Raw genomic sequence first — 26,513 nt, forward strand, 5'->3', positions numbered from 1 at the left:
ATATGGAAATTTTTTGAATTTACTTCCCACAGTCAAGCACACCTGGAAAATTGCTGCCTGCGTCCTCTCTGAAGAGTACGGCCCGGCTCTGTGCAGGAAATAGCGCGGAAAATCCTTCCTTGAAACCAGACAGGGCTTCAGGTGCTGGCCGGCTCTGCGGCGGCGTGCTTTGCGCTGGGCAGACAGGCATTCTGAGCGCACCGCACCTGCAATCGCCAGTTTTGCCAGTGCCCCCAGATAAGCAACGCGCTTCCTAGCATGGTAATCAGCGTGCCTCCTATCACCCCCAGCCCCTCATGGCCTGGAAAACTGGCCAGGAGCACAAGGGCAAGCCCGGGTCCGAATCCCCAGAGCGTTCGTTTCTGGCGATGCTTACGGTACCCCTGATAAAAAGCTAGAGCTGTTGTAGGCACCAGCAACGCCGCAAATACCATATGCACATCCTCATGCCAGGTAATAACCAGGGCCCCGAGCGGCACTACAACCAACGCTAAGGGGAGCAGCAAGCAGTGAACGAGACAGATTCCAGACAGCCAGATCCCCACCCGATCCCACAGTGACCTTTTTGTCCCCATTGGTTTGTTGTGCACCGGCCTGTAGTCAAAACCATGTATCGACAAACGCCAGAATTGATGTGTAAGATTCTAAAAAAGTGTAACCCCTGTCCTGCTTTCTTGGCGTATGTTTTGTATACTTTTTATCCTAAAGCGGGCCATTATCACAGAATCCAGGGGGCATCCCTTCAAACAGCAATGCGACACCTGGGGTTACGTTGCGGCTTCTGCGTGCTGCTCTTACTGACAGCATCGGATCTCCTCGCACAGCGCGTATGGATTACGCCCGGCCCCTTCTTGCGCTTTGGATACGGGCCTTCGATCAGTGAAACAGACTTCTCGACGTATGCCATCGAGCCGTATGCCCTGAAGGGTGAGATAGGCTATCAGTTTCCCCTGGGATTAAGCCTGGGTCTGGCCTACGAAGGAGGCAACTATCCCAAGGTAAGCCGCGTCTATCACCGGTTTCATATCATTCAGGGATTGCTACGCTGGCGCGTTTTTCCCTACAGGCGGCTCAGTCATTACTTTAACATTGGTCCCCATATCACGCTGGGTGGCTACAAGACGGGATTTGGCCTCAACGCTGCCCTGGGAGCTGACTATGTGCTCACGCGTAACGTAGCGTTTTTCGTGGAGGCCAGTGCCAATGCGGTTTTTCCCGACCGAGCCGCAGAAGGCATCCGCAGCGGTCGAGCAGCCTTCGATGGACTCGGCTTTCTGGGGGCAGGCCTTCGCATCACACTCAAGCCGTTGCCTATTCCAATTCGAACGCTGACTATCGAGGGCCCGGCGCAGTTGCAACGACGCGAATACGGTATTTTTACGGCCCGGGTCGACGACGAGGCCACGCGGCCCATTTCATATGTCTGGTTCATGGGCGACGGTACCCAGTATACCGGCCCCACGATTGAACACCGCTATCGACTGCCCGGCCGCTATGAAATTCAGGTGCAAGCGCGCAATGCGGCTGGAATTGTCCGCACCGCCACCCACCTTGTGGAGGTTGTTGAGCGACCACGGGCCGTTCGCATTGTCTCCTTTCAGCCGCTCGCAGATACGATTCGACGAGGCAATCTGATCACCTTTGAAGCCCAAATTGAAGGCGCACCGCACATACGATACTTCTGGAACTTCGGCGACGGCAACGTAACGCTCACCACAGATAATCAATATCGCCTGGAAGAAGGGCTGCGAGCCGGAACCATGTCGCTACGTGCTCAGGCTACTCATCGCTTTGATAAAACAGGAGTGTATACCGTATCACTCGTCGCCGATAATGAGCTGGGACGGGATTCCGTGCAGGCGCAGATTGTGGTAAAACCGAACGCCTGCGACTTGATCACGGCGCTGGAGTCGGTTACGTTCGACTTCGGCAAAAGCTCGCTCAATGAATCTGCGCGCGCGGTGCTGGACCAGAATGTTCGGATATTGCAGAGCTGTCCAGACCTGATCGTGCAACTGGTGGGTTATGCAGACTATGTAGGGGGCGAAGCCTTCAATACCCTGCTTTCGCTGCGACGCGCCCTGGCCGTATATAACTACTATCAACAGCAGGGCATTGCGCCGGAACGTCTCATCTTTCGAGGCCTTGGCGCCCTGCCGCCTCCCTGTCCTAATCCTGAAGAAGACCGTCCGGGATGCCGGCAGCTACGTCGCGTCGACACCATCATCATCCGCTGGCCCCGATAGGCGCTCCCTTTCGGTACGCGGACAGGCATAATGCTAACGCAATGTTCTTGCATCTGCCTGTTGCCGGCGATGAAGTAGAGAAGGCAGGATGGTGCTTGCAGTCTTTTTTTGAGCAGCAAGGTTTGCTCGCCGGGTCCTCCCTCCGAGCCTGGACTCCGTAACGACCAGCGTCCTCAGAGGCGGTAAAATTGTTTACCGGCAAGCTGACGCACCAGTCCCTTAAACTCAAGCTGAAGCAAATAAACCAGGGCCGTTGAAGGATCCAGGCCTGTGCGCTCGCATAGCACATCGATGTGAAGAGGTTCAGGCTCAAGCGCATCGTAGAGTTGCCGTTCCAGTCCGTTCAGGGAGGGTGGAGACGGTGGAGGTTGCGCAACAGGGGAAGCTCCGAATCCAATAGCTTCCAGCACATCATCGGGCGTGCACACAAGCCGCGCCAGGCTGTCGCGGATGAGGCGGTTGGTACCGGCACTGGCCGGATTGTGCAGCACTCCGGGAATTGCCAGGACTTCGCGGTTCTGCTCCAACGCCAGCCGGGCGGTAATAAGCGCCCCGCCCGTTTCGTAGGCTTCCACGATAAGCACAGCCCGAGCCAGTCCGCTGATCAGTCGGTTGCGACGCGGAAAATTTGGCGCATCGGGTGCGGCCCCCAGCGGAAACTCAGAAAAGAGGGCGCCCTGGTTCAGGATAGCACGAGCCAATCGTTCATGACGCGCTGGATAGATGCGGTCGACCCCCGATCCCAGCACCGCCAGCGTGCGCCCACCAGCTTCCAGCGCTCCCCGGTGAGCTGCCGCATCAATACCGTAGGCCAGTCCACTGATCACCGTTACCCCCTCGCGGGCCAACGCTGCGGCAAACTGGCGGGCTGTGCGCAATCCGTAATCCGTCGGACGCCGCGTGCCCACAATAGCCACCGCATGATGATCCTCCGGCGTCCATGTACCGCGCATCCAGAGCAGAGCGGGCGGGTCATAGATCGTGCGCAGCAATGGGGGAAAACGCTCATCCCAGGCCGGAATCAAGGTGGCACCGACACGCTCCGCCTGCTCAAACTGCATGTCCACCGCATCCCAGTCGTCAAAGGCCACAATGCGCTGAGCTGTCTGCATGCCGATGCCGGGCACTTGCATCAGCTCAGCAATCGAAGCATACAGCACCCTCTGGGCTGAGCCAAAGCGGGCCAGCAATGCCCGGATGCGCCCGGATCCCACGCCCGGCACTAGCGTCAGCGCCACCAGGGCCCGGAGCTCCTCCGAGGGATTATCGGGCACCTTACCCAACGCAGCTTCGTCGTCTTTAACGAAAGGCACCTTGGTCTCGACAGGCTTTTTTTCAACAGAGACGCTACTTCCTGAACGTTAGGAGCTATGTGCAACGGCTACGTAGCAGCTTCGGTCGTCGTCCGCACTTCCTGCAATTGGCGCCAGAGCCCTTCTTTTAGCTCCTCCAGTCCAATCCGGGCGACCGCACTGATCGCATAAATCGGCACGTGGGCCGGCAACTCAGCCTGCACGGTTGCGATCCGCGTGCCTCTTTCAGACTCCGGTACCAGGTCCAGTTTGGTGAGAGCAATGGCGCGAGGTTTCTCAAGCAGTGCCGGATTGAATGCTTCCAGCTCCCCCAACAGCGTGCGGTAAACCTGACCCGGCGATGCTTCGACCACGGGGATAACAAAGAGCAAAATGGCGTTGCGTTCGATATGCTTCAAAAAACGAATGCCCAGTCCCCGACCTTCATGAGCCCCTTCAATGATGCCGGGTAAATCGGCCATGACAAACGAACGGAATTCCCCCACATACACCATCCCCAGCGCCGGCTCCAACGTCGTGAACGGATAATCGGCAATCTTCGGGCGTGCTGCCGAAATAGAGGCAATCAGCGTACTTTTGCCCGCATTCGGAAACCCGACGAGCCCGACATCTGCCAGCAGCTTTAGCTCCAGCGTGATATTTTTCTCCTCGCCTGGCTCTCCCGGTTGAGCGTAGCGGGGAGCCTGATTTGTAGAAGACTTAAAGAAAGCATTGCCCTTACCTCCTCGCCCTCCCTTTGCTAAGAGCAGCCGCTGCCCTGGCCGGAGCACTTCGCCAATAACCTCACCGGTCTCCGTAATTTTGGCCACCGTTCCCAGTGGCACCCGAAGAATGATGTCTCGTCCGTTACGTCCTTTTTTGTTTTTGCCCGAACCTGGCTTGCCATCTTCCGCAAAGTGATGCCGGTTATAGCGCAGGTCCAGAAGCGTGTAGAGATGAGGATCACCTTCCAGATAAACGGATCCGCCATCTCCCCCATCTCCTCCTGCGGGTCCTCCTCTGGGGACATACTTCTCCCGCCGGAACGCGACAGCACCGGCACCGCCTTTTCCGCTTCGCACTGTAATCGTAACGTAATCGACGAACTTCATGGCCTTCCCTGCGTTTGTCCGTGCTCTCTGAACGCTCCGTTTCCCTTGAAGTTTTTGCTGAACTGCCCCTGAATCAGCTTCGTTGGATATAAAGCAATGAGCACCTCCCGCAAACGCGTGGTGATCTACACCGACGGGGCCTGCAGTGGCAACCCGGGCCCCGGCGGCTGGGCGGCTATTCTGCGCTACAACCAGCATGAAAAAGTACTGACAGGCAATGCCCCCCATACCACAAATAACCGCATGGAACTGACCGCTGTCATTGAAGCCCTGCGCGCCCTTAAGGAACCCTGCCACGTAGAGCTTTACACCGACAGCAACTACATTGTGCGAGCCTTCCAGGAAGGCTGGGTAGAGCGCTGGCAACGCAACGGGTGGCGCACAGCCAGCAAAAAGGCTGTTGAGAATCAGGACCTGTGGCGACAGTTGCTGGAACTCACGCAGCGCCATGACGTGCGCTTTTTAAAAGTGAAAGGCCATGGCGACGATGCGCTGAACAACCGGGTAGATCGTCTGGCCGTCGAAGCCCTGCGTCGCGGTCAGGCGGCCAACAACCGCTCTGCGAGCCCCAACGATGGCTGAATAGATCATGCGCACGCTCTGGCTTCGGTTCTATGCCAGTCTGAACGATTTTCTTCCCACCCGCTGGAAGCAACGCACTTTCAAGGTAGGCTTCCTCGGACAACCTACGGTCCGGGAGCTGCTCGTGCAGCTCAATGTCCCTCCTCCCGAAGTTGCCTTAATCCTGGCGGAGGGACGTCCGGTCTCTTTCGAGTACCGTCCTGGCGAAGGAGAACGCCTCAGCTTTTACCCCATCTTTTACTGCCTGTTACCGAGCCAGCCGTTGCACACGCTGCCTCCAGAACGTCCTCCCCGTTTTCTGCTCGACACCCACCTGGGCCGGCTGGCTCGCTACCTGCGCATGCTGGGCTTCGATGCAGAACACCTGTCCGATCCTGATCCGGGCGATGCCGCGCTGGCTCAGCGAGCCGGCCATGACGGCCGCGTCTTGCTAACGCGCGACCGTCGGCTGCTGGCCCGAAAGGCCGTCCGCTACGGTTACTTCGTACGCGCCACCGCCCCCAGGGCACAACTGGCAGAAGTGCTGGACCGTTTTGCGCTGCATGATCTGATTAATCCCTTTAGCCGATGCATGTGTTGCAATGTACCTTTGAGACCGGTCGCTGCCGAAACGGTGGCAGATCAGTTACCGCCGGGCATTCGCGCGCAGCACGCTGAGTTTTACCGCTGCCCTGCGTGCCAGCGCATCTACTGGGAAGGGTCGCATCATGCTCGGATGCAGCGGTTGATTGATCAGGTTGTGCGCGGCAACTCCTGTTGAGGCGCGCAGCAGCCGCGTCCGGCCAGCGCTTCCACAAATGCTTCGCGAAAGGCAACCGCCTGCGCACGCGGCACGTCAACCAGCATCTCTGTTTCCGTATCGTAGTGCGTTTTGCGTATCCGGGCGCCGGTGCGTTCAATCAGACGCATCACGGGAGCCGTGTCTTCATACGCAAAGCGCAGCCGAAAAGGAATCGTAACAACGCGCTCTGCCACGGGCGCCTGGTCCAGCGCTGAGGCAGCAGCCTCTCCATAGGCCCGCATCAACCCCCCACGTCCTAGCTTGGTCCCTCCAAAGTAGCGCGTTACCACCACCAGCGTGTTGGTCAAGCCGCGCGTCTCAATCTGCCGCAAAATAGGCAGGCCGGCCGTTCCGGAAGGCTCGCCATCATCATTATAGCGAAATACTTCACCGCTCGGTCCCAGCCGATAAGCCGTGCAGTGATGCGTGGCCGCATGTTCGCGACGACGCACGGCTTCAACGGCGACTGCTACCTCTTCTGCTGTTTCTACCGGAAACACCTCTGCCAGGAAACGCGAACCTTTTACCCGCAACTCAGCCCGCGCTTCTCCAACAACAACCCGATAGGTGTCCCCAACCTTGCTGTTCATAACACCTGTGTGCAATTCATAACAGGCTACTCCCTACCCTTCCGGGAAACGCTTAGTTTCCTGGAGCTATGCGCCAGGCAAAGCCACGGCAGCTTATCCATTACAAGCTGTCCTGTTAGACGCCGCGCAGCAACCGTATGGGAAGATCATCGTCGAAAGACTGCAGGCTTTGCCTGTGCGCGATAGACCTACTGACAAGTGCTCGGACCAGGTGGATGCTGCAAGATTTAGAAATTTATCTGAATCGGCTAGAAGACGCTGATTGGAAAGCCGAATCGGGAACGATCGCCGGTTGATTCGGCGGCTTTGAGCAATCTGGCCCGATTCCAGGAATTTTAGCAGACAAAATCTTTTGCTTCACACGATGCAGTCCGACCAGTGCTAAGGGGAAGGGGATGGGGTGTCTCTAAAAGCAAAAGGAGGTATGGGAGCTATTAAGCGTCCCTATCGATTCAGATTTGCCAGAGCAGAGCTTCCGTCCCACTGCTGCATGGGCTCGGGCCCAGCAATACTCGCCGTTTGTGGATCGACGGCGAGGTCCTCCGTCGCCAGGCTACCTACACGCCCACACTGCTGCGCCAGCTCGGCACAGACGCTCATATGAGCGAAACCGGGCTGTTGCGGGACATGCCCGTTTGGTCTGCCCTCTTGCTGAATACTGTCCCGAAAGAGCAGACTGCTATTGCTCTCCCACACAGCCCGGACGGACAGCCTGAGCGCACGAATCTGCGGGCAGATTCTGTTGAGCCCCCTGCGCCCTTGCGACCGGTATCCCAGACGCCACGGACCATAAACCGGAAGCCACAGGCTTCATGCAGTTATGCAGCTTACAACAGGCCACCCTGCAACGCGCAGAACTTGCAGGGGTCTTGCCCGACACCGAGCGTATCCGTTTTGGCCTTTGCCTGGCGGGCTGGTCTGCCACTACCAGGCAAGGCGCCCGTTCCTGCTTCTTTGCGCCCTGTATCCCCTTGCTCCTATAGAGAAGCGACTTCGGAAAGGCTGCGTTGGTTATTCAGATGCCGAGTTGTGATTTGAATCCCTGCTAAAATTATTCATACAGAGCAACGAATTATCCTGGCGAGTCGTACGCCAATCGGCTATGAAACCGCTTTTTGTGCAATGTACGTGCTGTTACTGAGTCTACTGTTAGTCGGTATAGGGGGAAGGCCTTCGGTTGATACCCTTGTCTCCCCCACCTTGCGTGCTATTCCGCTCAATCACGGACTGCGCCTTGATGGCCGTCTGGCTGAGCCAGTCTGGCAGCAAGCTCCGGCCGCTACCGCCTTCCGCCAGACCGAACCGGTGGAAGGGGCCGAGCCTACGTTTCCAACAGCCGTGCGCGTTCTTTACGGCCCTGATGCAATCTACATTGGGGCCATGTTGTACGATCCTGAACCCCACCGCATCCGTCGCCTGCTGAGCCGGCGCGACCAGTTTAACCAGGCCGACTGGTTTGCCGTCGCAATTGACTCGTACTTTGACCGCAAAACAGCGTACGTGTTTGCCGTCAATGCAGCCGGCGTGCTGGCCGATGGCATTCTGATCAGCACCGGATCCCCCCGCCGTCGGGGCGAACCCGATCTTTCCTGGGATGCGGTCTGGGAAGCGGCCGTGGCTGTCGTCGACTCCGGATGGTCTGTCGAAATCCGCATCCCTTATGCAATGCTGCGTTTTCCCCGGGCCGATTCCATGACCTGGGGCATCTTTTTCCGACGCGATATTGCCCGCCTGAGCGAAGTCGATGAATGGCCGTTTATTCCGCGAGCTGTCCGTAGCGCGGGTACCGTCGCATACTTTGGCCACCTGACAGGACTGCGCGGATTACATCCGGGACGAAATCTTCAGATTACCCCTTACCTGGTCTCTAACGGCAGCCGTCTGCAGCTCCGAAACGGCCAGATTCAGTCTACGCTTGAAGCCGATGGAGGCGTCGACCTGAAGCTGGGTCTGAGTTCCAATTTTATTCTGGACCTGACCCTCAATCCTGACTTTGGTCAGGTAGAAGTTGACCCGGCCGTGCTCAATCTGACGGCGTTTGAGACGGTTTTTGAAGAACGGCGCCCCTTCTTCACCGAGGGCACGCAGATCTTTCGCTTCTCCTATGGCCGGGAAGGACGGCTGTTTTACAGCCGGCGCATCGGTGCCAACGAACCGATTATTGCTGCCGCCAAGATTTCAGGTCGCAGTGAGGGCGGGCTATCGCTGGGTCTGCTGGGGGCTACCACCGGAGCCGACTTCCAACCGCGCCAGCATTACCTGGTGGGGCGTCTTCGCCAGGAACTGGGGCCGTATTCAACCATCGGCCTCATGGCGACCGGGCTTTTTCTCTCCCCGCGTGCTTCAGGAGACCTGGCTTATAGTCTGGCAGGCGGTACGGACTGGGATCTGCGCTTTGGCGGCAATACTTACCGCTTTGGTGGACACCTGAGCCTATCACATCGTCAACAGAAACAACAACCGGCCCTGACTGGCTGGGCAATGGCGCTGCGCCTGGAACGCCTGCAGGGCGTCTGGACCTACGGGGCCGGCTTCGACGGGTTCGATGACCGCTTTGACGTTAATGATGTTGGACAGCTTCGCCGAAACGATCTACAACGGATCTGGGCCCGTCTCGGCCATCAGTTCAACAACTACCGTCCCTTTGGGCCCTTTCAGCGGGCAGATGCCTTTATGTTCACCTGGCATCAGCGTTCCTATCGGGACCATGTGTACCTGGGCAGCGGTTTTTTCTTGCGTGCTGCTGCGCTGACGCGCGGCTTTGCCCGCATCGAACTTCGCGCGCGCGGCGATTATCTCTGGGGCGGATATGATCTCTACGAGTCACGCGGCATGGGTCCTATCTACCGCCCGCGCACCCTGATGATCGGGGGAAGCTATGAAACCGATACGCGCCGCCGCACCCGCCTGCAACCTTCCCTGGAAGCTGAACTGGACGAAGCAGGCGGCCGCCGGCTGAATACCGGCCTGGAATTGAGCTGGAACGCACGAGCCTGGCTGGACCTGACCGCTCGGCTATCTTTTGAACAGGAACAGAACCTGTTACGATGGGCCTCTAACGAAACCTTCGCGCGGCTGCCTGAAGGGTGGGCCATTGGTACCCGAAGCACCGCTCCCACACGGCTGAGCGCAGAGGACTTTTATCTGCTTGCAGGCAGCGATCCTCTGGAACAACTGGCCGCCCGCGTTTCGCCATACCCTGGCTTTGAAGATCGTTACTACGTGGCTGTCTTTGGACTCCGGGACACGCGCCGCCTGGAATTCACGCTGCGGAGTACACTTACGTTCTCCCCTATGCTTTCCGTGCAGAGCTTTGCCCAGCTTCTGTTAGCACGAGGGCGCTACACCGACCCCGCTCTCCGCCTGGATAAAGACACCCTGCTGCCCTTCCCGGCTTATCCCAAGCAGCACGAGTTCGTGCTCAACAGCTTTCGAGTCAACGTAGTGCTGCGTTGGGAATACCGTCCCGGATCGGTGCTCTATCTTGTCTGGACCCAGAATCGAAATACCTATGACCGTCCCGACCCCTTTCAGCCGGACTCGTGGTACCAGCGCCTGACTTTTCCAGAACAGTTGCGCGACACGTTCCGGCTGTTCCCCAACAATGCCTTTACGGTCAAGCTAACCTACCTGATCTTCTCCTGATTACCCCTGAATTTCCGTGATGAGCTGGATTTCGCGGAGCACGCCCTGGACGCGAAAGCATGCTTCAAAGGATCCTTCGTAGACAGCCGCCTTGCCTTCGGTATGCACTTTCCAGGTCAACGCCTCGGCCTCGGGTAGCGAACAGCCCGTGGCTTTCATGAGCTGAAAGATGACCTCGTCAAAGGTATGAACGTCATCGTTGTAGAGAATAACGCGCCAGGGCGCATCAAGCCGCGTTTCTTCTTCGACCGTTACCTCAGGAACCGGACTAACCGGCTTTGCTTCGGCCAGTAAGTTCGGCAACCCCATGGCTTCTCTGGCAGCAGATTTATCCAGCGGACGCCGGGATCTTCAGAGGCGTGACCGTTATGTCAAAGTCTTCCATGACCGGATTAGCCAGAAGTTTCTCCGCAGCTTCCTGCGCTACCTGCTCGGCAGCTTCAGCGGAATCGGCTTCAATCCACAGGTCAACCACCTTGCCAATGCGCACCTGGGTCACTGCTTGATAGCCCAGATTTTGCAGCGCGTGATGCACCGCCTTGCCCTGAGGGTCCAGGATAGAAGGCCGAAGACGGATGGTTACCGTTGCCTTAAACATCGCGTTTTTCTGGTTGGGTGTAGGTTGCTTCAGCTACCTCTTCTACTGGCGCGTTCAAAATGGCCCGCACCAGGTTGTACACGGCCCGACCGATGCCGTGCAGAATATACGCGCTCAGCACCAGAAGCAATCCAATCTGTTGCAAAAAGACAATCAGCAACAGCGCCATCCCATAGGCTATGGATTTCCAGGGATGGCGTCGCAGATATGCCAGGCTCGGCCGTGGAATGGCATCAAACGGAATGTTCGTAACCATTAGCGCCGAAAGCACAAACACCACAGGAATCAATACCGGGAAATCGCCAGGCGTCAGACGTTCCAGCAGATCCACACCTTCGGCGTTAAGCACCAGCGCTACCAGCGCCGCAGCCTGCGCCGGAATAGGCAATCCCAGAAAGTACTCCCGCTTTTCGCCTTCGAACTGGACATTAAAACGTGCCAGGCGCACCGCACCACAGACGGCCGGTAGCGCAGCAATGATCAGCCCGAGGGTACCGTACGCCTGCAGATTGAAGGCGTAGACGAGATAGGCAGGTGCTACGCCGAACGATACCACATCGCTCAGCGAGTCGAGTTCGACGCCAAACAGACTCGTGCCGTTTGTCAGGCGGGCCAGCATCCCATCCAGGATATCGAAAAAGCCTGCCAGCACAATCAGCCAGCAGGCATAGTCAAAGCGGCCCTCATGGATCTGCGTGATGGCCAGAAAACCGCTGAACAGGTTCATTAACGTAAAAAATGAGGGAACGGCCGCTCGCGGAATGGGCCGCCGCAGCCGCTGGCGACGCTGCGTCCGATAGGCGCGCAGCCGCGCTCGAAAACGGCGCTGTTTCTGGCCATGCCGGTCGTATCTCCAGCGTGCCCGCAACATGTCCTGCGCGTTCAATCAGTTATTGTGCAGGCGGCGCCAATCGACCGCCTCAACTTCTGGCGGTGGCGCTACCAACCGTCCCAGTATCGTCTCACCAGCCCGTACCCGGTCTCCTACCTTTACCTCAAAGGTTACGTGCGGCGGCACCAGCACGTCCATCCGAGATCCAAACTTGACTATCCCAAATCGCTGTCCCGCCTGCACGGTGTCTCCTTCCTGCAGGTGAAACACGATGCGACGGGCCAGTACCCCTGCAATCTGCTTAAACAGAATACGAGCGCCACTGGGATGGCGCAGTCCAATTTCTGAGCGCTCATTCTGCTCGCTGGCCTTTGGATGCCAGGCGACCAGATAATCTCCTGGAATGTAGCGTACCAGTTCAATGACCCCCTTGGCCGGCACGCGGTTGACATGCACGTCCAGGGGAGAAAGAAAAATGGACAGGCGCCGAGCCGGTCCTTTCAGGTACACCGGCTCATAGTCTACCGTTGCGATTTCGACCACCTTTCCGTCGGCCGGCGCCAACAATAGCGTATCGGCCCCCTCCGGGGGCCGGCGGTCTGGATCCCGGAAAAAAAACAGGACAAACCCCAGAAGCAGTGCGGCCAGCAGCAAAACCACCAGGCGCCAGACGCCGGGCAGCCAGTAATACGCCCCGGCTGCCAGCAGAACAGCCGCCAGCGCCGTCCAGCCAATGATTGGATATCCTTCAGGTGCCAGCATGATCTCTTCGCCTGTTGCCGAAACTCCCGGTCTGCGCCCGCGTTCGCTCCGTCACCACCGGGGATCAGGGTTGCCTAAACGTCGATGCCACGCGTTTCGTTCTACACGCTTGGCTGCAAACTGAACTTTGCAGAGACCAGCACGCTGGAGCGTGACTTTCAGGCCCACAATTACGAAGTGGTGCCTTTTGGAGAGCCCGCCGACGTGACCGTCATCAACACCTGTACGGTCACGGCCGAGGCGGAACGCCAATGCCGCCAGATCATTCGCCGGGCTATCCGCCAGAACCCCCACGCCTTCATTATTGTTACCGGCTGCTACGCGCAGCTTCGTCCTGACGAGATTGCACGCATTGAAGGCGTGGACGTCGTGCTGGGTGCCCGTGAAAAATTTCACCTCTTTGAACTGATTGAGCATTTTCAGAAAAAAGAACAAACCCAGGTAGCCGTTTCGTGCATTGATGACCTGCAGGAATTTGGACCGGCCTTCTCTTCCACCGAACGCACACGGGCCTTCCTGAAAATCCAGGATGGATGCGACTACGTCTGCTCGTTCTGCACCATTCCCCGGGCCCGCGGCCGCAGCCGCTCCCAACCCATTGAGGCCACCGTTGCGCAGGCGCGCCAACTGGCGGAAATGGGCTTTAAGGAAATTGTGCTCACCGGCGTTAACATTGGTCTTTATGGCCAGGAGTTCGGATGCACGCTGCTTGATCTGCTCCGAGAGCTCGACCGAGTCGATGGAATCGAACGTTATCGCATCTCTTCGATTGAACCGAACCTGCTCACCGACGAAATCATTGCGTTTGTAGCTTCATCCCGAGCTTTCATGCCCCACTTCCACATGCCCCTGCAAAGCGGTGACAATTTTGTGCTCGGCAAGATGCGACGACGCTACCGGCGGGAGCTGTACGCCGAACGCGTCGCGCGCATCCGCGAGCTGCTGCCCGACGCCGCAATCGGCGTAGACGTGATTGTAGGTTTTCCGGCGGAAACGCCTGAACGTTTCGAGAATACCTACCGTTTCCTGAACGAGCTGCCCGTTTCCTATCTGCATGTGTTCACCTACTCGGAGCGCCCGGGCACCGCGGCTGTCGAACAACTTGACCGCATGGGAGGAGCCCCTGTCCCCAAATCGGAGCGTTCCCGCCGGAATCGCATGCTCCAGGTACTTTCCCATAAAAAACGCCACGCCTTCTACCGGGCGCATCAGGGCCAGGTGCGTCCTGTGCTGTGGGAAAGCACAGAAAAGAAGGGGTACATGTACGGCTATACAGATAATTATATTCGCCTGCAGCGCCCCTTTGATCCGGAGCGTGCGGGACAAATCGAACGCGTTCGCCTGGGCGATTTTGCGCCTGATGGAACGCTCGTCGCTGAAGACCCGTCCTTTATTCCCCTTACCGCGTAACACGGCACGCCATCAATCCGAGCCCGCAGAGAAGCCTACTCGCGGCGCCAGAGGCGTTGGTGGCTGCTGGTATGCTCCCCACTGCCATCCTGTCAAGCTTTCCCACAAGGCCTCGGATGTCCCGAGGCGCAGCAACTCGGATTGAAATACCCCCTTGCGCCTACCCGATCATACAAGCAGAGCCGTCTTGTCAGCCTGAGCGGCACGTTTTTTCTGACTTTGTTCAACACCCGCACCATCCCCTACTGGCACAGCCCCTTGCCTTAGCCCTCTCTCCGCACCTCTGCAAAAGTGCCTGACCGAGATTGCCCCAGGCACTTACTGTCGCAGAGCCCTTCTCCGACGCGTCGGCCATGAGGCAAAGCAACCTGCCTCCGGCTCTGCGTGGATCACGGGCTTTGCACCAGGCATCCAGCAAAATACGGGTCCGTTATCGACTCAGGTAGAGATTGCGGATCGCGTAGGGGCGCCGAAAATGTTCGTCGGTGAGCGTGTCCACAAAGGCAATAGCTTCGCCCGTGGACTTCATCTCCGGCCCCAACTCTTTGGGGACTTCCGGGAATTTGTCCCAGGAAAAGACTGGCTCCTTGATCGCATAGCCCTTGAGCTTCGATTCGAGCAGGCCGGCTTCACGGAATTCCCGGAGCTTACGTCCCAGCATCAGCTGGGTGCCGATTTTGGCCACCGGTACTCCCGTAGCCTTGGCCACGAAGGGCATCGTGCGCGAGGCGCGCGGATTGGCCTCAATTACATAGACCACGTTATCCTTGACTACCATCTGCACATTGATCAGGCCGATCACCTTAAGGCGCCGCGCAATGTCCTCGGTGTAGCGCCGGATGGTACTCAGCACCTCTTCCGACAGCGAGAAAGGCGGCAGGACGGCCGTCGAATCGCCTGAGTGGACGCCTGCTGGTTCAATGTGCTGCATAATTCCAGCAATCCACACGTCCTCTCCATCGCAGGCAGCATCGACGTCCACCTCGATCCCATTTTCCAGAAAGAGATCCAGCAGGATTTCGTTGTCGGGCAGGAGCTTCAGAATATTGCGGACGTAGCGTTCGACCTCCTCCTTGTTGATGGCAATCCGCATGCCCTGCCCGCCCAGCACGTAGCTGGGCCGAATCAGAATCGGATAGCCAATGCGTTCGGCCACTTCGACGGCCTCGGCTACCGTGCGCGCTGCGCCGTAGGGTGGGAAAGGAATTTCCAGTTCGCGCAGCAGGGCTGAGAACTTGCTCCGTTCTTCGGCCAGGTCCATCATCGGAAATGAAGTGCCCAGGATCGGAATGCCCTGTTCATGTAGGTGGCGGGCCAGCTTGAGCGCAGTCTGTCCTCCCAGTTGCACAATGACCCCCTTGAGCTGACCGCGTTGATTTTCATGCTCGATGATGTCGCGGACCCGTTCCCAGAAGACCGGCTCGAAGTAGAGCTTATCGGCCACGTCGAAGTCAGTCGACACCGTCTCCGGGTTACAGTTAATCATGATGGCCTCATATCCCATTTCTTTGGCGGCCATCACGCCGTGGACGCAGCAATAATCGAACTCAATGCCCTGGCCGATGCGGTTGGGACCAGCTCCCAGAATGATTACTTTCTCCCGGTCGGTTACTTCGCTTTCATTTTCCGACTCATACGTGCTGTAGTAATAGGGAGTCTGGGCCGGGAACTCGGCCGCGCAGGTATCAACGAGCTGAAATGTGGGGGTGATGCCCAGCGCCTTGCGCCGCGCGCGCACGTCTTCTTCGGTTACGGGGCCTTGCAGCAGGTAAGCAATCTGCACGTCCGAAAAGCCGTACTGTTTGACCAGCCGCAGCAACGGAGCGTCGAGCTGATCAAGCGTCCGGCGCTCAAGCTCGCGTTCCAGCTTAACGATATCCTCGATCTGATACAGGAACCACGGATCGATGTAGGTGATGTCGTGGATTTCTTCGACCGAGGCGCCCAGCCGAAACGCATTGCGAATCTGGAGCGTGCGGTCCCAGTAGGGCTTTTTGAGGCGGGCCCGAACTTCTTCGCGCGTAGGATCCTCGCGGTCGGCTCCCAGACCGGCATAGCCGTTTTCCAGGCTCTGCCAGGCTTTCTGGAGCGCTTCAGGGAACGTGCGTCCAATTGCCATAACTTCGCCGACCGCCTTCATCTGGGTGGTCAGCTCCTCATCGACACCTTCGAACTTCTCAAAATTCCAGCGCGGAATCTTGACCACCACGTAATCAATTGAGGGCTCAAAGCAGGCGCTTGTGGTGCCGGTTACATCATTGGGCAACTCATCCAGCGTGTAGCCTACCGCCAGCCGGGCAGCCACTTTGGCAATCGGATAGCCGGTAGCCTTTGAGGCCAGGGCTGATGAACGCGACATGCGCGGATTAATCTCGACGGCGATCATGCGGCCAGTATGCGGCTCAACGGCAAACTGCACGTTGCAGCCGCCTGCAAACTTGCCAATGGAGCGCATCATTTTGATCGCCGCATCCCGCATGCGCTGGTACTGCTTATCGGTGAGCGTCTGCGCCGGGGCGACGGTGACCGAGTCGCCCGTATGGATACCCATTGGATCGAAGTTCTCAATGGGACAGACAATGATCACATTGTCATTGGCATCGCGCAGCAGCTCCAGTTCATATTCCTTCCAGCCGTAAACGCTCTCTTCAATGAGCACCTGATGCACCGGCGAGAGCTCCAGCCCGCGCGTTACCTTACGGTCGAACTCCTCCATGGACCAGACGATACCGCCGCCGGTCCCCCCCAGCGTAAACGACGGCCGGATCACCACGGGTAAGCCGCCCAGCTCCTGCAGGATCTCTTTGGCTTCAAGCAAGCTGCGCGCTGTGCGGCTCCGCGCCTGGTCAATTCCGATCTGCTCCATCAGGTCGCGGAATCGCTGGCGATCCTCGGTGATCTGAATGGCTTCAATGTCCACGCCAATGATCTCTACGCCCATAGCGTCCCAGAAGCCCTCCTCATGGAGCTGCGCAGCCAGGTTCAAGGCTGTCTGCCCTCCCATGGTAGGCAGCACCGCGTCGGGACGCTCTTTTTCGACAATGCGCCGAATGGATTCAGGCGTGAGTTCTTGCAAGTAGACCCGATCGGCTGTGATCGGGTCGGTCATGATCGTTGCCGGGTTCGAGTTGACCAGAATGACTTCATATCCCTCTTTCCGCAACGCCCGGGCTGCCTGACTTCCGGAGTAGTCGAACTCACACGCCTGCCCGATCACAATCGGGCCCGATCCGATCAGCAAGATCCGCTGAATGTCGGTCCGCTTTGGCATGGTAGGTTGCAGCGGTTAGGTTCCATTTCGTGAGGGTTATACGCGAGCGAACGGGGCGGTCGTAACCGGACGGTGGGCCGCCACCAGGGCCAGAAATTCATCAAAGAGATAGCGACTGTCGTGGGGCCCCGGAGACGCTTCGGGATGGTACTGGACCGAAAGGCCAGCAAATGATTTGAAGCGCAGCCCTTCAACTGTCTGGTCGTTCAGGTTAACGTGCGACACATCAGCTTCGCGTGGATCAACCGACGCAGCGTCCACAGCAAAACCATGGTTCTGCGTCGTGACTTCTACGCGTCCGGTGCGCAAATTTTTGACCGGGTGATTGGCGCCGCGATGCCCCACGTACATCTTATAAACCTTGAAGCCCAGCGCCAGAGCCATCAGCTGATGCCCCAGACAGATGCCAAAGATTGGCAGGCCTGTCCGAATAGCCGCTCGCACCTGTTCGATAGCCTGCGGCATGGCCCGCGGGTCGCCTGGCCCGTTTGAGAAGAACAGGCCATCTGGCTCCCAGGCCAGCACTTCATTCAGAGGCGTATAGCCCGGGAAAACGCGCACCGTGCAGTCCCGCGCCTGGAACATGCGCAGGATGTTCAGCTTGCAGCCATAATCGAAAACGGCGATGCGCGCTCCGGGTCCTGTGCAAAAGTCGTATGGCTCCTTTGTCATCACATAAGAGGCCAGTTCCAACCCGTTCATCGAAGGCAGGCGTCGCGCCTTCTCCACCAGGCTTTCATCGTCCAGGTCAATGGAGGAAATGACCGCATTCATGACCCCCTTCGTGCGAATGTGCCGCACCAATCGTCGCGTATCGACACCGGAGATACCTACCAGCTTGTAGCGTTGCATCCAGGCTTCTAGCGAGCCATCTGCCAGGCGATTGGAGTAGCGATGCGAAAAGGCGCGCACGACCAGGCCAGCGACCATCGGACGGGCTGCCTCCATGTCGATGTCCATCACCCCGTAGTTGCCAATGTGGGGATAGGTCATCATCATGATCTGACCGTAGTAAGACGGATCGGTCAGGATCTCCTGGTAGCCCGTCATGCTGGTGTTGAAACACAGCTCCCCGCCCGTCTCACCACGGTGTCCGATGGCAATGCCCGTCACAACAGTTCCATCGGCCAACGCCAGCTTACAGGGATCCGGTGTCGGGTGCAGCATGGGAATCATGGGGCCTGTCAGGGGTTTGGTTTAGCATTCACCATGACGAGGTAAAAAAAAACCTTCCCCACATGTGGGAAGGCTTCAGCCGCCACGAAATCGTCGCGTATATAAATGTCCTGTGCCAGAACTTCTCACCATTTGCGATGCTTTCGGCCCGTCAACAGGAGGGCGCGAAAAAAGGTTTCTGGAAGATACGGCATTTGTCCAGGCAAAACCAGGGGATGCGCCGCTTCTCCCGGCTTTTTTCATGGTAGCCCTTCCGGCCTATCTTCTCCGATCTGAAGCGCCTCTGAACGGATTGCGCGGATGGCGGTTCAACAGGTGAAAAAATCGCTTACAGCTTATGCGCGCTGTGCGCCGACAGCAAGAACGCGCAGTTTATTCGCTACGCATGATGGCCAGCCTGGCCTTTACTCTGGGGCTGGTCGTCCTGGTCGTGCGGCTATGGCCGGCCCCCGACCGCACCGCCTTGCCGGCTGCTGTGTATCGTAGTCTATCCCCCGAAGTGATTGCTCTGGAAGAAGTACTGCCTACCCGTCAGGCGCGCCCGGCTCCTCCTCCACCTGTTCCCCCCCTTCCTGTCGTCGTGCCGGATGAAGTGCTGCTGGAAGAGGTCAACATTACGGCAGACGCCAATCGTCTCCTCCTGGAGGAAGCAGGCACCGATCCTTTTGCTGCAGAAGGGGCTCTGGAAGGAACGCTGGCCGCTGCCCCTGCTTTTGAGGTGGGGCCCAAGCCAGTGCGGTTTGTGGAGCCTGAATACACCCGTGCTGCGCGGCGCGCCCGCATCCGGGCCGAAATTGTGGTCGAGGTGCAGGTAAGCCCTACCGGCCAGGTACTTTCAGCAACAATTGTTGAGCGCTATCTGCTCGCTCCCTATCGGCAGCGCGTGGACACGCTGGGCTATGGTCTGGAAGAAGCAGCACTGGCGGCTGCGCGGCGCTGGCGTTTTCGTCCGGCCCGTGTGAACGATCAGCCCGTCGCTAGCTTCACCCGCATCACGTTCAGCTTTGGTCAATAGCCGCTATTCGAGATCAACCCATCGAGCATCTTCAATCTCCTCCCAGGGACGACGACGGGTTGGCGGTCGCTCTTCCAGTTCATAGGGGCGTCCGTGATCCTCCAGCATGGCCCGCACCAGATTGCGACCGCTTCGCCAGATCAGGTACAGCAACACAATCCATAGAAGCAGCTTTACCATGGTCTACTTTAACGTTCGGGCCGGTCGTGGATTAAAATACGTGATACCTCCATAACGGCGGCGTTCCAGAATTTGCCGGATAAGCTCCTCCAGGTCTTCCGGATTTTTGACAAAGTCAATCTGAGCGGCATTCACAATGAGAAGGGGGCCCTTGGTATAGTGGAAAAAGTAGCGATCGTATGCTTCGCAGAGCGCCTCAAGATAACTCCGCTCAATCCGCTGTTCGTAGGGACGGCCCCGCCTGCGAATGTTCTCCAGCAGTCGGTCTGGGGTAGATTGCAGATAGACGACCAGATCAGGTATCGGGACGTTGGGCTCCATCAGGGTATAGAGCGTTTCATAAAGCTGCAGCTCATCGCCCTTCAGGTTGATGCGGGCAAAGATGCGGTCTTTGTCAAAGGCGTAATCACTCACCACAAACGGATGAAACAGGTCGCGCAGCATGAGTTGTTTTTGCTGGCGGAAGCGGCTGGCCAGAAAACTGAGTTGCGTATGAAAAGCCCAGCGTTCTGGGTCTTCGTAGAAACGCGGCAGAAATGGGTTCTCTTCAAATTCCTCCAGCATCAATCGTCCGCCAAAACGTTCGGCAATCAGCCGGGCCAGGGTGGTTTTGCCCACGCCGATGACGCCTTCAATGACCAGATAGCGTAAATCGTCAGGTAGTTGGATCGTGTTGGCGGCCCCCATGCGTTTGCGTCGTCTGTCAGCGCGTTTTTAGCGATACGCCCGTGCGACGCAGGGGTGCCCGGTCTGGACACCGGTGCAGCAATTCGGCTACAGTGGCGCAGAACGGTGCCGGCACATAAAAATCAGGAGCCAGATCAGCCCAGGGCTGCAGCACAAATCGCCGGACAGCCAGCCGTGGATGCGGCAGCGTCAGACGCTCATCGTAGCGCACCAGGTCGTCCCAGGCCAGCACGTCCAGGTCCAGCGTTCGGGGTGCCCAGCGGATGGTTCGCTGCCGTCCGGCTGCAGCTTCCAACCGGCGGCACAGATCCAGCAGCGTTTCGGGCGTTAACGTGGTGTGCAACCACACCACCGCATTCAGATAATCTGGCTGCTCCTGACCAGACAGCACGTGCGCGGCGCTTTCGTACACCGGCGACACCGCCACAAGCTGCACAGCGGGATGCTGACGAAGCGCCGCTACGGCGGCATGCAGGTACGCAGCCCGATCCCCCAGATTCGAGCCCAGCGCCAGAAAAACCGAAGGCAATGGCTGGTCGGGTACGCAATACATCGCGCAGAGCATCTGCCGCTTTTGTTGGAAAAAAACGTTCTCGCTGGAGAGTTTCAACGAAAAAGCCCGAGACCTTACGGGGTCTCGGGCTTTTCCCACCCATCCTGCGAGCACGGTACTGCGATGCGCGTCACCCTTGTTGCAACAAAACCGATACGCAGACGACGATGGGCAGGCGCAGGGTAAGTATCGACCCACCGATCTGGTTTCTTAAGCCAGAACTTTTCACGTAGATCAACCTTTCAGGCATGATGTTGCGAAGAAGAACAGACGCTCCATGAACGTTACTTTTGGCATTGGGCTGCTGGCTGCTACGCTGACCACGCTGGCGTTTTTACCCCAGGTTGTGCGCACCTGGCGTCGCCGTTCTGCCGACGACCTGTCAGCGGGCACCTTTTTGCTGCTGCTTACCGGCATTATCCTCTGGTTACTCTACGGCATCCTCCGCCAGGACCCCATCATTATCCTGGCCAATGCCATCGGTATGAGCCTGGTGGGCAGCCTGCTGTGGATGATCTGGCGCTTCCGCGTGCGGCCGCCCGCACAGAAGCGTGCGCTCAGGAAGCCCCGCCAATAAAGACCGTCTTAATGTTCACAAACTCCCGAATGCCAAAAATCGACAATTCTCGTCCATAACCGCTTTCCTTGACCCCTCCGAAGGGCAGCCGTGGATCGCTACGCACAAAATCGTTTACAAAGCAACATCCGGCCTCAAATGCCTCACGTGCAATGCGTTCTCCCCGCGCCTCGTCCCGCGTAAACACAGCAGCTCCCAGCCCGAACACCGTGTCGTTCGCCACCCGAATTGCTTCGGCTTCGTCACGCACGGGAATGATCGCAGCCACCGGACCAAACAGCTCCTCCTCATAAGCAGGTGACCCCTTGGGCACATCGGTCAACACCGTGGGCGGATAGTAGGCACCCGGTCCCTCCGGGATCTCACCCCCCAGGAGCAACCGGGCTCCGCGGCGCAGGCTTTCCTGCACCTGGCGATGCAGCTCGTCACGCAGGTCATGCCGAGCCATTGGCCCCACTTCGGTGGCTTCGTCCAGCGGATCCCCCATACGAGCCGCCTGCATATGCGCCACCAGCAAACGCTCAAAGGGCTCGCGCACAGCCTCTACGACCACAAATCGTTTGGCTGCGATGCAGCTCTGCCCCGAGTTGATCAATCGGCTTTTGGCACAAATCGCTGCGGCCTGCTCCACATCAGCATCTTCTAAAATCACATACGGATCACTACCTCCCAGCTCTAACACAGTCTTTTTAAGCGCCGCCCCGGCTCTGGCAGCAACTGCTCGTCCAGCCGGGGTGCTTCCTGTCAGCGTTACCGCCCGAATTCGCGGATGCGCAATCACCGGATCTACCTGATCACTACCAATCAGAAGCGTGCGAAACAGATGCTCCGGGAAACCGGCCTCGCGCAACAGTTCCTCAATGGCCAGGGCACAACCAGGCACGTTGGAGGCGTGCTTGAGCACCGCCGCGTTACCTGCCATCAAGGTAGGCGCCGCAAACCGAAAGACCTGCCAGAACGGAAAATTCCAGGGCATAATAGCTAAGATTACGCCCAGCGGCTCAAAAGCGACATAGCTTTTGCGGGCATCGGTTTCAACCGGCTCCGGCGCCAGGAAACGTTCAGCGTGCTCCGCATAGTACTCGCACACCCAGGCACACTTGTGCACTTCCGCCCGCCCATCCCGAATGGGCTTGCCCATTTCCTCGGCCATCAGCCGAGCATAGTGATCCGCCCGCTTCCGCAACAGGCTAGCAGCCTGCCGCATGCAAGCCGCTCGCTCCGCAAACGGCACGCGGCGCCACGCCTGAAAAGCTTCATGCACCCGCTCAATGGTCTGCGCAACTTCTTCCCCGGTCATGCCCTCGTAAACCCGAAGCTGCGCCCCCGTAGCCGGATTGATCACAGGAAATGATCTGCGAACAGCAATTTCTTGCATGGCTTTCTCTGGTCTGGTTCCTGGATAGCCGCCTTGCTGCTTTATATGGTTAGCCCCCCCGGTTCGATTCCACCTGGCTTCTGGCATCAGGTGTAATGAATCGGGAACCTGAAGGCCATCTTGGAAATTTTGTGCCCGTTCCTTTTTAGGACAAATGTATCTCTAAGTCGAAAACCCGGTAGGCCCATGTTCTCTCGCGCCTGTGAATACGGTTTGCGTGCGGTACTGTACCTGGCTGCGCTCAATCACAATGGCTATGTATCAATCCGGGAGATCGGGGAACGCTTGAACATTTCCGTACCCTTTTTGACCAAGATCTTTCAGAAGCTGACGCAGGCAGGCCTGATGCAGTCGCTGCGCGGCCCCAGCGGCGGTGTTATGTTTGCGCGCTCTCCAGAAGAAATTACCCTTTTTGATGTAATTGTGGCCATTGACGGCCCGGACCTGTTCACGGAGTGCGTGCTGGGTCTGCCGGGCTGTGGCGAGGCTGCTCCCTGCCCCCTGCACGATCGCTGGAAAGAAGTGCGCAATCCCATCCGCGACTTGTTTGCGGCCACTACACTGGCCGAGATGGCCCGCCGCATTCAGGAAGCACGCCTGCGCCTGACAGCCTGAAACACTCCACGTTTGTGCACATCCCACCAAATTCCTGCAAAAGTTTAACTAAGCAATCTATTAAGGATAAAATTCTATTATTTTCACTTTTGTCTCTATGAATTGTGTAGGGCTTTCCCCTACACGGAATATCGGGAAATGCGGCATCCTGCTGTCGGATTGGCCCGACACCTAGCTGATCGGCTGTCGCGTACTTTAAGGGCTGAAATTAAGACAAATGAATCCGCAAACGCTAATGATCAGCCTGAGCGGGCGGCAGGCACTGGCGGCTATGTTGGCGCTGGCGCAGCAGCGAAGGGGGCGCTTTGTGCCGGTGCGTCGGCTCAGTCGGATGATTGGCGCCTCCCCGCATACGCTGGCGCGCATCATGCTTCGGCTGACGGCGGCGGGCCTGACCGATGCGCTGCGTGGTCCGGGTGGAGGCGTACGGCTGGCTCGGCCGGCCCACGAAATCACCCTCTTTGAGGTCGTCCAGGAAATCGACGGCCCCGAGGTGCTCAACCGATGCGTGCTGGGACTGGGGACGTGCGACGAGTCCGAGCCCTGTCCCCTTCACCTGATCTGGTATCCCTGCCGTCAGCAATTTCGCCAATTGCTGACCGAAACCACCTTGGCAGATTTAATCCATCGTCCATCCACCCTCAACCAACCCAAAGTGCCATGCACCTGAACCGTGTAACGACGTGGAGTACCATCCTCCTGCTAACCCTGACGCTGGCTGCCTGCGGTGGACGTTCTGGCACAGAGGCGGAGTCGGCTGCTCCCACGGCTAACGCCGAACGTCCGGCAGCTTCTCAAGATCCGGAAGCGCTAGCAGCCGAAATTGGCCCGGTAAAAGAGGTCTCGCTGGGCGCGCAGATTGATGCCGCGCTGGCTCAGCAAGGCCAGCAGCTTTTCAACACCTACTGCACGGCCTGTCACCGGCTTGACGAACGCTTCATCGGGCCGGCGCTGGGCGACGTAACCCAACGGCGGGGGCCTGTCTATCTCATGAACGTGATGCTGAATCCCAATGGCATGATCCAGCGCCACCCTGTCATGAAACAACTGGTGGAGGAATATGGCACGCTCATGACAGACATGGGCCTGACCGAAGACCAGGCGCGTGCCATCCTCGAATACCTGCGTCAGGTTGCTGAAACCAACTGATTTTCCCATAGATCACCAACCCAGGAGGTATAGCCATGAAGCGCAACACATTACTTGGGCTGACCGGCTTAGCACTCGCCGCCCTGCTGCTGATCGGCTGTCGCGGGGACGGCCAGACCGGTGCGGTCGTCAGCGACGATCCTATGGAAATCGCACGCGCGCGCGGTCTGAGCCCGGCCGATGTCGTGGCGGCGGTCAAGACCTATCAGCCCACCGGCACCTACGACGAATACATCATGTTTGCTTCGGGCGGGCACTCTGGACAGGTGCTGGTTATCGGCCTTCCGTCCATGCGCCTGCTGAAAGTCATCGGCGTCTTCACCCCTGAACCCTGGCAGGGCTGGGGCTTTTCCAAAGAAACGCAGGAAGTGCTCGCCCAGGGGAACTACGACGGGAAAGAGCTGACCTGGGGAGACGTGCACCACCCCGCGCTCTCGGAGACAAACGGCGACTATGACGGACAATTCCTGTTTGTCAACGAAAAAGCCAACGCACGCGTAGCCGTCATCGACCTGCGCGACTTTGAAACAAAGCAGATCGTTAAGAACCCGCTGTCGCTGAGCGACCACGGAGGCGCTTTTGTGACGCCCAACACGGAATGGGTGATCGAAGGGGGCCAGTATGCTGCGCCGTTTGACGGCTACGCCCCCTTGGACCAGTATAAAGAAAAGTACCGGGGCCTGGTTACCTTCTGGAAGTTTGACCGGGAGCGTGGCCGTATCCTGCCAGAACAATCCTTTGCGCTGGAGCTGCCTCCTTACTGGCAGGACATCTGCGACGCCGGCAAACAGGTGAGCGAAGGGTGGGTCTTCTGCAATTCGTTCAACACCGAAATGGCCACAGGTGGCGTGGAGAAAGGCAATCCGCCCTTTGAAGCCGGCGCCTCGCAACGTGACATGGACTACCTGCACGTGATCAACCTGCGCAAAGCGGTTGAACTGGTTGAAGCTGGCCGCACGCGCACAATCAAGGGCTTTAAGGTGCTCCCGCTGGAGACAGCGGCTGCTGAAGGCGTCCTGTACTTTGTACCGGAGCCCAAGAGCCCGCACGGAGTGGACGTTTCGCCAGACGGTAACTATCTGGTAGTCTCCGGCAAGCTGGATCCCCATGCCACGGTCTACAACTTCCAGAAAATCCAGGATGCTATCGCCAATGAGCGCTTCTCCGGGCGGGATGACTACGGCGTGCCCATTATCGACTTTGATGCAGTCGTTGAAGCTCAGATCGAGCTGGGCTTAGGACCGCTGCATACGCAGTTCGATCCCAACGGCTATGCCTACACCAGCCTCTTCCTGGAAAGTGCGGTGGTGCGCTGGACGCTGGGCGGTCCCTGGACCGAAAAGCATGGTCGGGAGCCGTGGACCGTGGTGGACAAGGTATCAATCCACTACAACATCGGGCACCTGGCGGTGGCCGAAGGGGATAACGTGAACCCGGACGGTCGCTACCTGGTCGCCATGAACAAGTGGTCCGTGGACCGCTTCGCGAATGTCGGGCCGCTGCTGCCACAAAACTTCCAGTTGGTGGACATCGGCAATCCCAACGGCCCGATGCAGTTGCTCTACGACATGCCGATTCCGCTGGGTGAGCCGCACTACGCCCAGATTATCAAGGCCGACAAGCTGCAGCCGTGGGAAGTGTATCCGGAAGTCGGATGGGATCCGACCACGCAGTCGCGCCATCCGGATGCCACCCAACCAGGCCAGGAACGCATAGAGCGCCGTGGCAACACGGTGGAAATCTGGATGACGGCCACGCGCAGCCACTTTACCCCCGAGCATGTGGAAGTCCGCAAGGGCGACCGGGTCATCTGGCACATTACCAACATCGAGCGGGCCCGGGACGCCACGCACGGCTTTGCTTTGCCCGGCTATAACTTCAACCTGAGCATCGAACCGGGTGAGACGGCTACGATTGAGTTCGTGGCCGACCGCGACGGTGTCTTCGCCTTCTACTGCACCGAGTTCTGCTCGGCGCTTCATCTGGAAATGGCCGGATACTTCCTGGTACGGCCGTAACCCCTACGAGGGGTCAGGGCACCCTGAGGGTGCCCTGACCCCTG

25 protein-coding genes are annotated in these 26,513 nt (G+C 58.3%); 11 read left to right on the forward strand and 14 right to left on the reverse strand.

Annotated features, from left to right (window positions below):
• Positions 1-137: 137 nt before the first annotated feature.
• Positions 138-575 (reverse strand): MerC domain-containing protein, encoded by a 438-nt coding sequence (locus tag BUA15_RS01260; protein ID WP_072714094.1) that lies wholly within the window; start codon positions 573-575, stop codon positions 138-140.
• 177 nt (positions 576-752) lie between these two features.
• Between BUA15_RS01260 and BUA15_RS01265 the strand changes: the two genes are divergently transcribed.
• A complete protein-coding gene (locus BUA15_RS01265) occupies positions 753-2,246 on the forward strand; it encodes an OmpA family protein (RefSeq protein WP_072714096.1) in 1,494 nt (497 codons plus the stop codon).
• 173 nt (positions 2,247-2,419) lie between these two features.
• Here BUA15_RS01265 and dprA read toward each other — a convergent pair whose 3' ends face one another.
• Complete coding sequence (gene dprA, locus BUA15_RS01270; protein ID WP_084660489.1) at positions 2,420-3,559, reverse strand: DNA-processing protein DprA; 1,140 nt, start codon at positions 3,557-3,559, stop codon at positions 2,420-2,422.
• 68 nt (positions 3,560-3,627) lie between these two features.
• Entirely contained in the window at positions 3,628-4,650 is a 1,023-nt protein-coding gene (gene obgE / locus BUA15_RS01275) for a GTPase ObgE (RefSeq protein ID WP_072714098.1), read from the reverse strand.
• Between the two features lie 96 nt (positions 4,651-4,746).
• Between obgE and rnhA the strand changes: the two genes are divergently transcribed.
• Both rnhA and BUA15_RS01285 read left to right on the forward strand, forming a co-directional pair.
• Positions 4,747-5,232 carry a ribonuclease HI gene (rnhA, locus tag BUA15_RS01280; RefSeq protein WP_072714099.1) on the forward strand — a complete coding sequence of 162 codons (486 nt, stop codon included), beginning with the start codon at positions 4,747-4,749 and terminating at the stop codon, positions 5,230-5,232.
• Between the two features lie 7 nt (positions 5,233-5,239).
• A complete protein-coding gene (locus BUA15_RS01285) occupies positions 5,240-5,992 on the forward strand; it encodes a Mut7-C RNAse domain-containing protein (RefSeq protein WP_072714101.1) in 753 nt (250 codons plus the stop codon).
• Here the strand turns inward: BUA15_RS01285 and BUA15_RS01290 are convergent.
• Entirely contained in the window at positions 5,965-6,603 is a 639-nt protein-coding gene (locus tag BUA15_RS01290; RefSeq protein WP_072714103.1) for an IMPACT family protein, read from the reverse strand. The two genes, BUA15_RS01285 and BUA15_RS01290, sit on opposite strands and share 28 nt — an antisense overlap.
• A gap of 1,200 nt (positions 6,604-7,803) precedes the next feature.
• Between BUA15_RS01290 and BUA15_RS01295 the strand changes: the two genes are divergently transcribed.
• On the forward strand, positions 7,804-10,248 hold the full coding sequence (locus BUA15_RS01295; RefSeq protein ID WP_218587554.1) for a DUF5916 domain-containing protein: 2,445 nt from the start codon (positions 7,804-7,806) through the stop codon (positions 10,246-10,248).
• On the opposite strand, the gene BUA15_RS01300 is transcribed toward BUA15_RS01295, so the two are convergent.
• Genes BUA15_RS01300 through BUA15_RS01315 form a run of 4 tightly spaced genes read right to left on the reverse strand, consistent with a single transcriptional unit; the run spans position 10,249 to position 12,440 of the window.
• Positions 10,249-10,557 carry an ATP-dependent Clp protease adaptor ClpS gene (locus BUA15_RS01300; protein WP_072714106.1) on the reverse strand — a complete coding sequence of 103 codons (309 nt, stop codon included), beginning with the start codon at positions 10,555-10,557 and terminating at the stop codon, positions 10,249-10,251.
• Positions 10,558-10,576: 19 nt separating this feature from the next.
• Positions 10,577-10,846 (reverse strand): phosphoribosylformylglycinamidine synthase subunit PurS, encoded by a 270-nt coding sequence (purS, locus tag BUA15_RS01305; RefSeq protein WP_072714108.1) that lies wholly within the window; start codon positions 10,844-10,846, stop codon positions 10,577-10,579.
• Positions 10,839-11,717, reverse strand: a complete 879-nt coding sequence (gene pssA, locus BUA15_RS01310) for a CDP-diacylglycerol--serine O-phosphatidyltransferase (RefSeq protein ID WP_072714110.1) — start codon at positions 11,715-11,717, stop codon at positions 10,839-10,841. Before pssA ends, purS begins: the two co-directional genes overlap by 8 nt.
• Before the next feature lie 15 nt (positions 11,718-11,732).
• A complete protein-coding gene (locus tag BUA15_RS01315; protein ID WP_072714112.1) occupies positions 11,733-12,440 on the reverse strand; it encodes a phosphatidylserine decarboxylase family protein in 708 nt (235 codons plus the stop codon).
• Positions 12,441-12,524: 84 nt separating this feature from the next.
• On the opposite strand from BUA15_RS01315, the gene mtaB reads away from it, so the two are divergent.
• A complete protein-coding gene (gene mtaB / locus BUA15_RS01320; RefSeq protein ID WP_072714114.1) occupies positions 12,525-13,850 on the forward strand; it encodes a tRNA (N(6)-L-threonylcarbamoyladenosine(37)-C(2))-methylthiotransferase MtaB in 1,326 nt (441 codons plus the stop codon).
• Between the two features lie 430 nt (positions 13,851-14,280).
• On the opposite strand, the gene carB is transcribed toward mtaB, so the two are convergent.
• Positions 14,281-17,121: a carbamoyl-phosphate synthase large subunit gene (carB, locus tag BUA15_RS01325; RefSeq protein WP_072714115.1), complete on the reverse strand. Its 2,841-nt coding sequence runs from the start codon at positions 17,119-17,121 to the stop codon at positions 14,281-14,283.
• 36 nt (positions 17,122-17,157) lie between these two features.
• A complete protein-coding gene (gene carA / locus BUA15_RS01330; RefSeq protein WP_143149543.1) occupies positions 17,158-18,297 on the reverse strand; it encodes a glutamine-hydrolyzing carbamoyl-phosphate synthase small subunit in 1,140 nt (379 codons plus the stop codon).
• Between the two features lie 337 nt (positions 18,298-18,634).
• On the opposite strand from carA, the gene BUA15_RS01340 reads away from it, so the two are divergent.
• Positions 18,635-19,312: an energy transducer TonB gene (locus tag BUA15_RS01340; RefSeq protein WP_072714118.1), complete on the forward strand. Its 678-nt coding sequence runs from the start codon at positions 18,635-18,637 to the stop codon at positions 19,310-19,312.
• 3 nt (positions 19,313-19,315) lie between these two features.
• Here the strand turns inward: BUA15_RS01340 and BUA15_RS13680 are convergent, their stop codons facing one another.
• From BUA15_RS13680 to folK, 3 genes are read right to left on the reverse strand one after another with little or no spacing between them, the layout of a single operon-like run.
• On the reverse strand, positions 19,316-19,492 hold the full coding sequence (locus tag BUA15_RS13680; protein WP_178139365.1) for a hypothetical protein: 177 nt from the start codon (positions 19,490-19,492) through the stop codon (positions 19,316-19,318).
• A 3-nt stretch (positions 19,493-19,495) separates the two neighbouring features.
• Positions 19,496-20,179, reverse strand: coding sequence for a deoxynucleoside kinase (locus BUA15_RS01345; RefSeq protein WP_072714120.1), 684 nt, complete (start codon positions 20,177-20,179; stop codon positions 19,496-19,498).
• 16 nt (positions 20,180-20,195) lie between these two features.
• Positions 20,196-20,732, reverse strand: coding sequence for a 2-amino-4-hydroxy-6-hydroxymethyldihydropteridine diphosphokinase (gene folK / locus BUA15_RS01350; protein WP_072714121.1), 537 nt, complete (start codon positions 20,730-20,732; stop codon positions 20,196-20,198).
• 277 nt (positions 20,733-21,009) lie between these two features.
• Here folK and BUA15_RS01355 point away from each other — a divergent pair, with 277 nt between their 5' ends.
• Positions 21,010-21,309: a SemiSWEET family sugar transporter gene (locus BUA15_RS01355; RefSeq protein WP_072714123.1), complete on the forward strand. Its 300-nt coding sequence runs from the start codon at positions 21,010-21,012 to the stop codon at positions 21,307-21,309.
• Here the strand turns inward: BUA15_RS01355 and BUA15_RS01360 are convergent.
• Positions 21,290-22,687 (reverse strand): NAD-dependent succinate-semialdehyde dehydrogenase, encoded by a 1,398-nt coding sequence (locus BUA15_RS01360; protein ID WP_072714125.1) that lies wholly within the window; start codon positions 22,685-22,687, stop codon positions 21,290-21,292. The two genes, BUA15_RS01355 and BUA15_RS01360, sit on opposite strands and share 20 nt — an antisense overlap.
• Positions 22,688-22,873: 186 nt before the next feature.
• Here BUA15_RS01360 and BUA15_RS01365 point away from each other — a divergent pair, with 186 nt between their 5' ends.
• The 4 genes from BUA15_RS01365 (at position 22,874) to nosZ (ending at position 26,469) form a co-directional block, all read left to right on the forward strand.
• Positions 22,874-23,302, forward strand: a complete 429-nt coding sequence (locus BUA15_RS01365) for an RrF2 family transcriptional regulator (protein WP_072714126.1) — start codon at positions 22,874-22,876, stop codon at positions 23,300-23,302.
• A gap of 217 nt (positions 23,303-23,519) precedes the next feature.
• On the forward strand, positions 23,520-23,972 hold the full coding sequence (locus BUA15_RS01370) for an RrF2 family transcriptional regulator (RefSeq protein ID WP_245771876.1): 453 nt from the start codon (positions 23,520-23,522) through the stop codon (positions 23,970-23,972).
• On the forward strand, positions 23,963-24,451 hold the full coding sequence (locus tag BUA15_RS01375; protein ID WP_072714130.1) for a cytochrome c: 489 nt from the start codon (positions 23,963-23,965) through the stop codon (positions 24,449-24,451). Before BUA15_RS01370 ends, BUA15_RS01375 begins: the two co-directional genes overlap by 10 nt.
• 35 nt (positions 24,452-24,486) lie before the next feature.
• On the forward strand, positions 24,487-26,469 hold the full coding sequence (nosZ, locus tag BUA15_RS01380; RefSeq protein WP_072714132.1) for a Sec-dependent nitrous-oxide reductase: 1,983 nt from the start codon (positions 24,487-24,489) through the stop codon (positions 26,467-26,469).
• The last annotated feature ends 44 nt before the right edge of the window (positions 26,470-26,513 follow it).

The sequence above is a fragment of the Rhodothermus profundi genome, assembly GCF_900142415.1.
Lineage (GTDB): Bacteria > Bacteroidota > Rhodothermia > Rhodothermales > Rhodothermaceae > Rhodothermus > Rhodothermus profundi.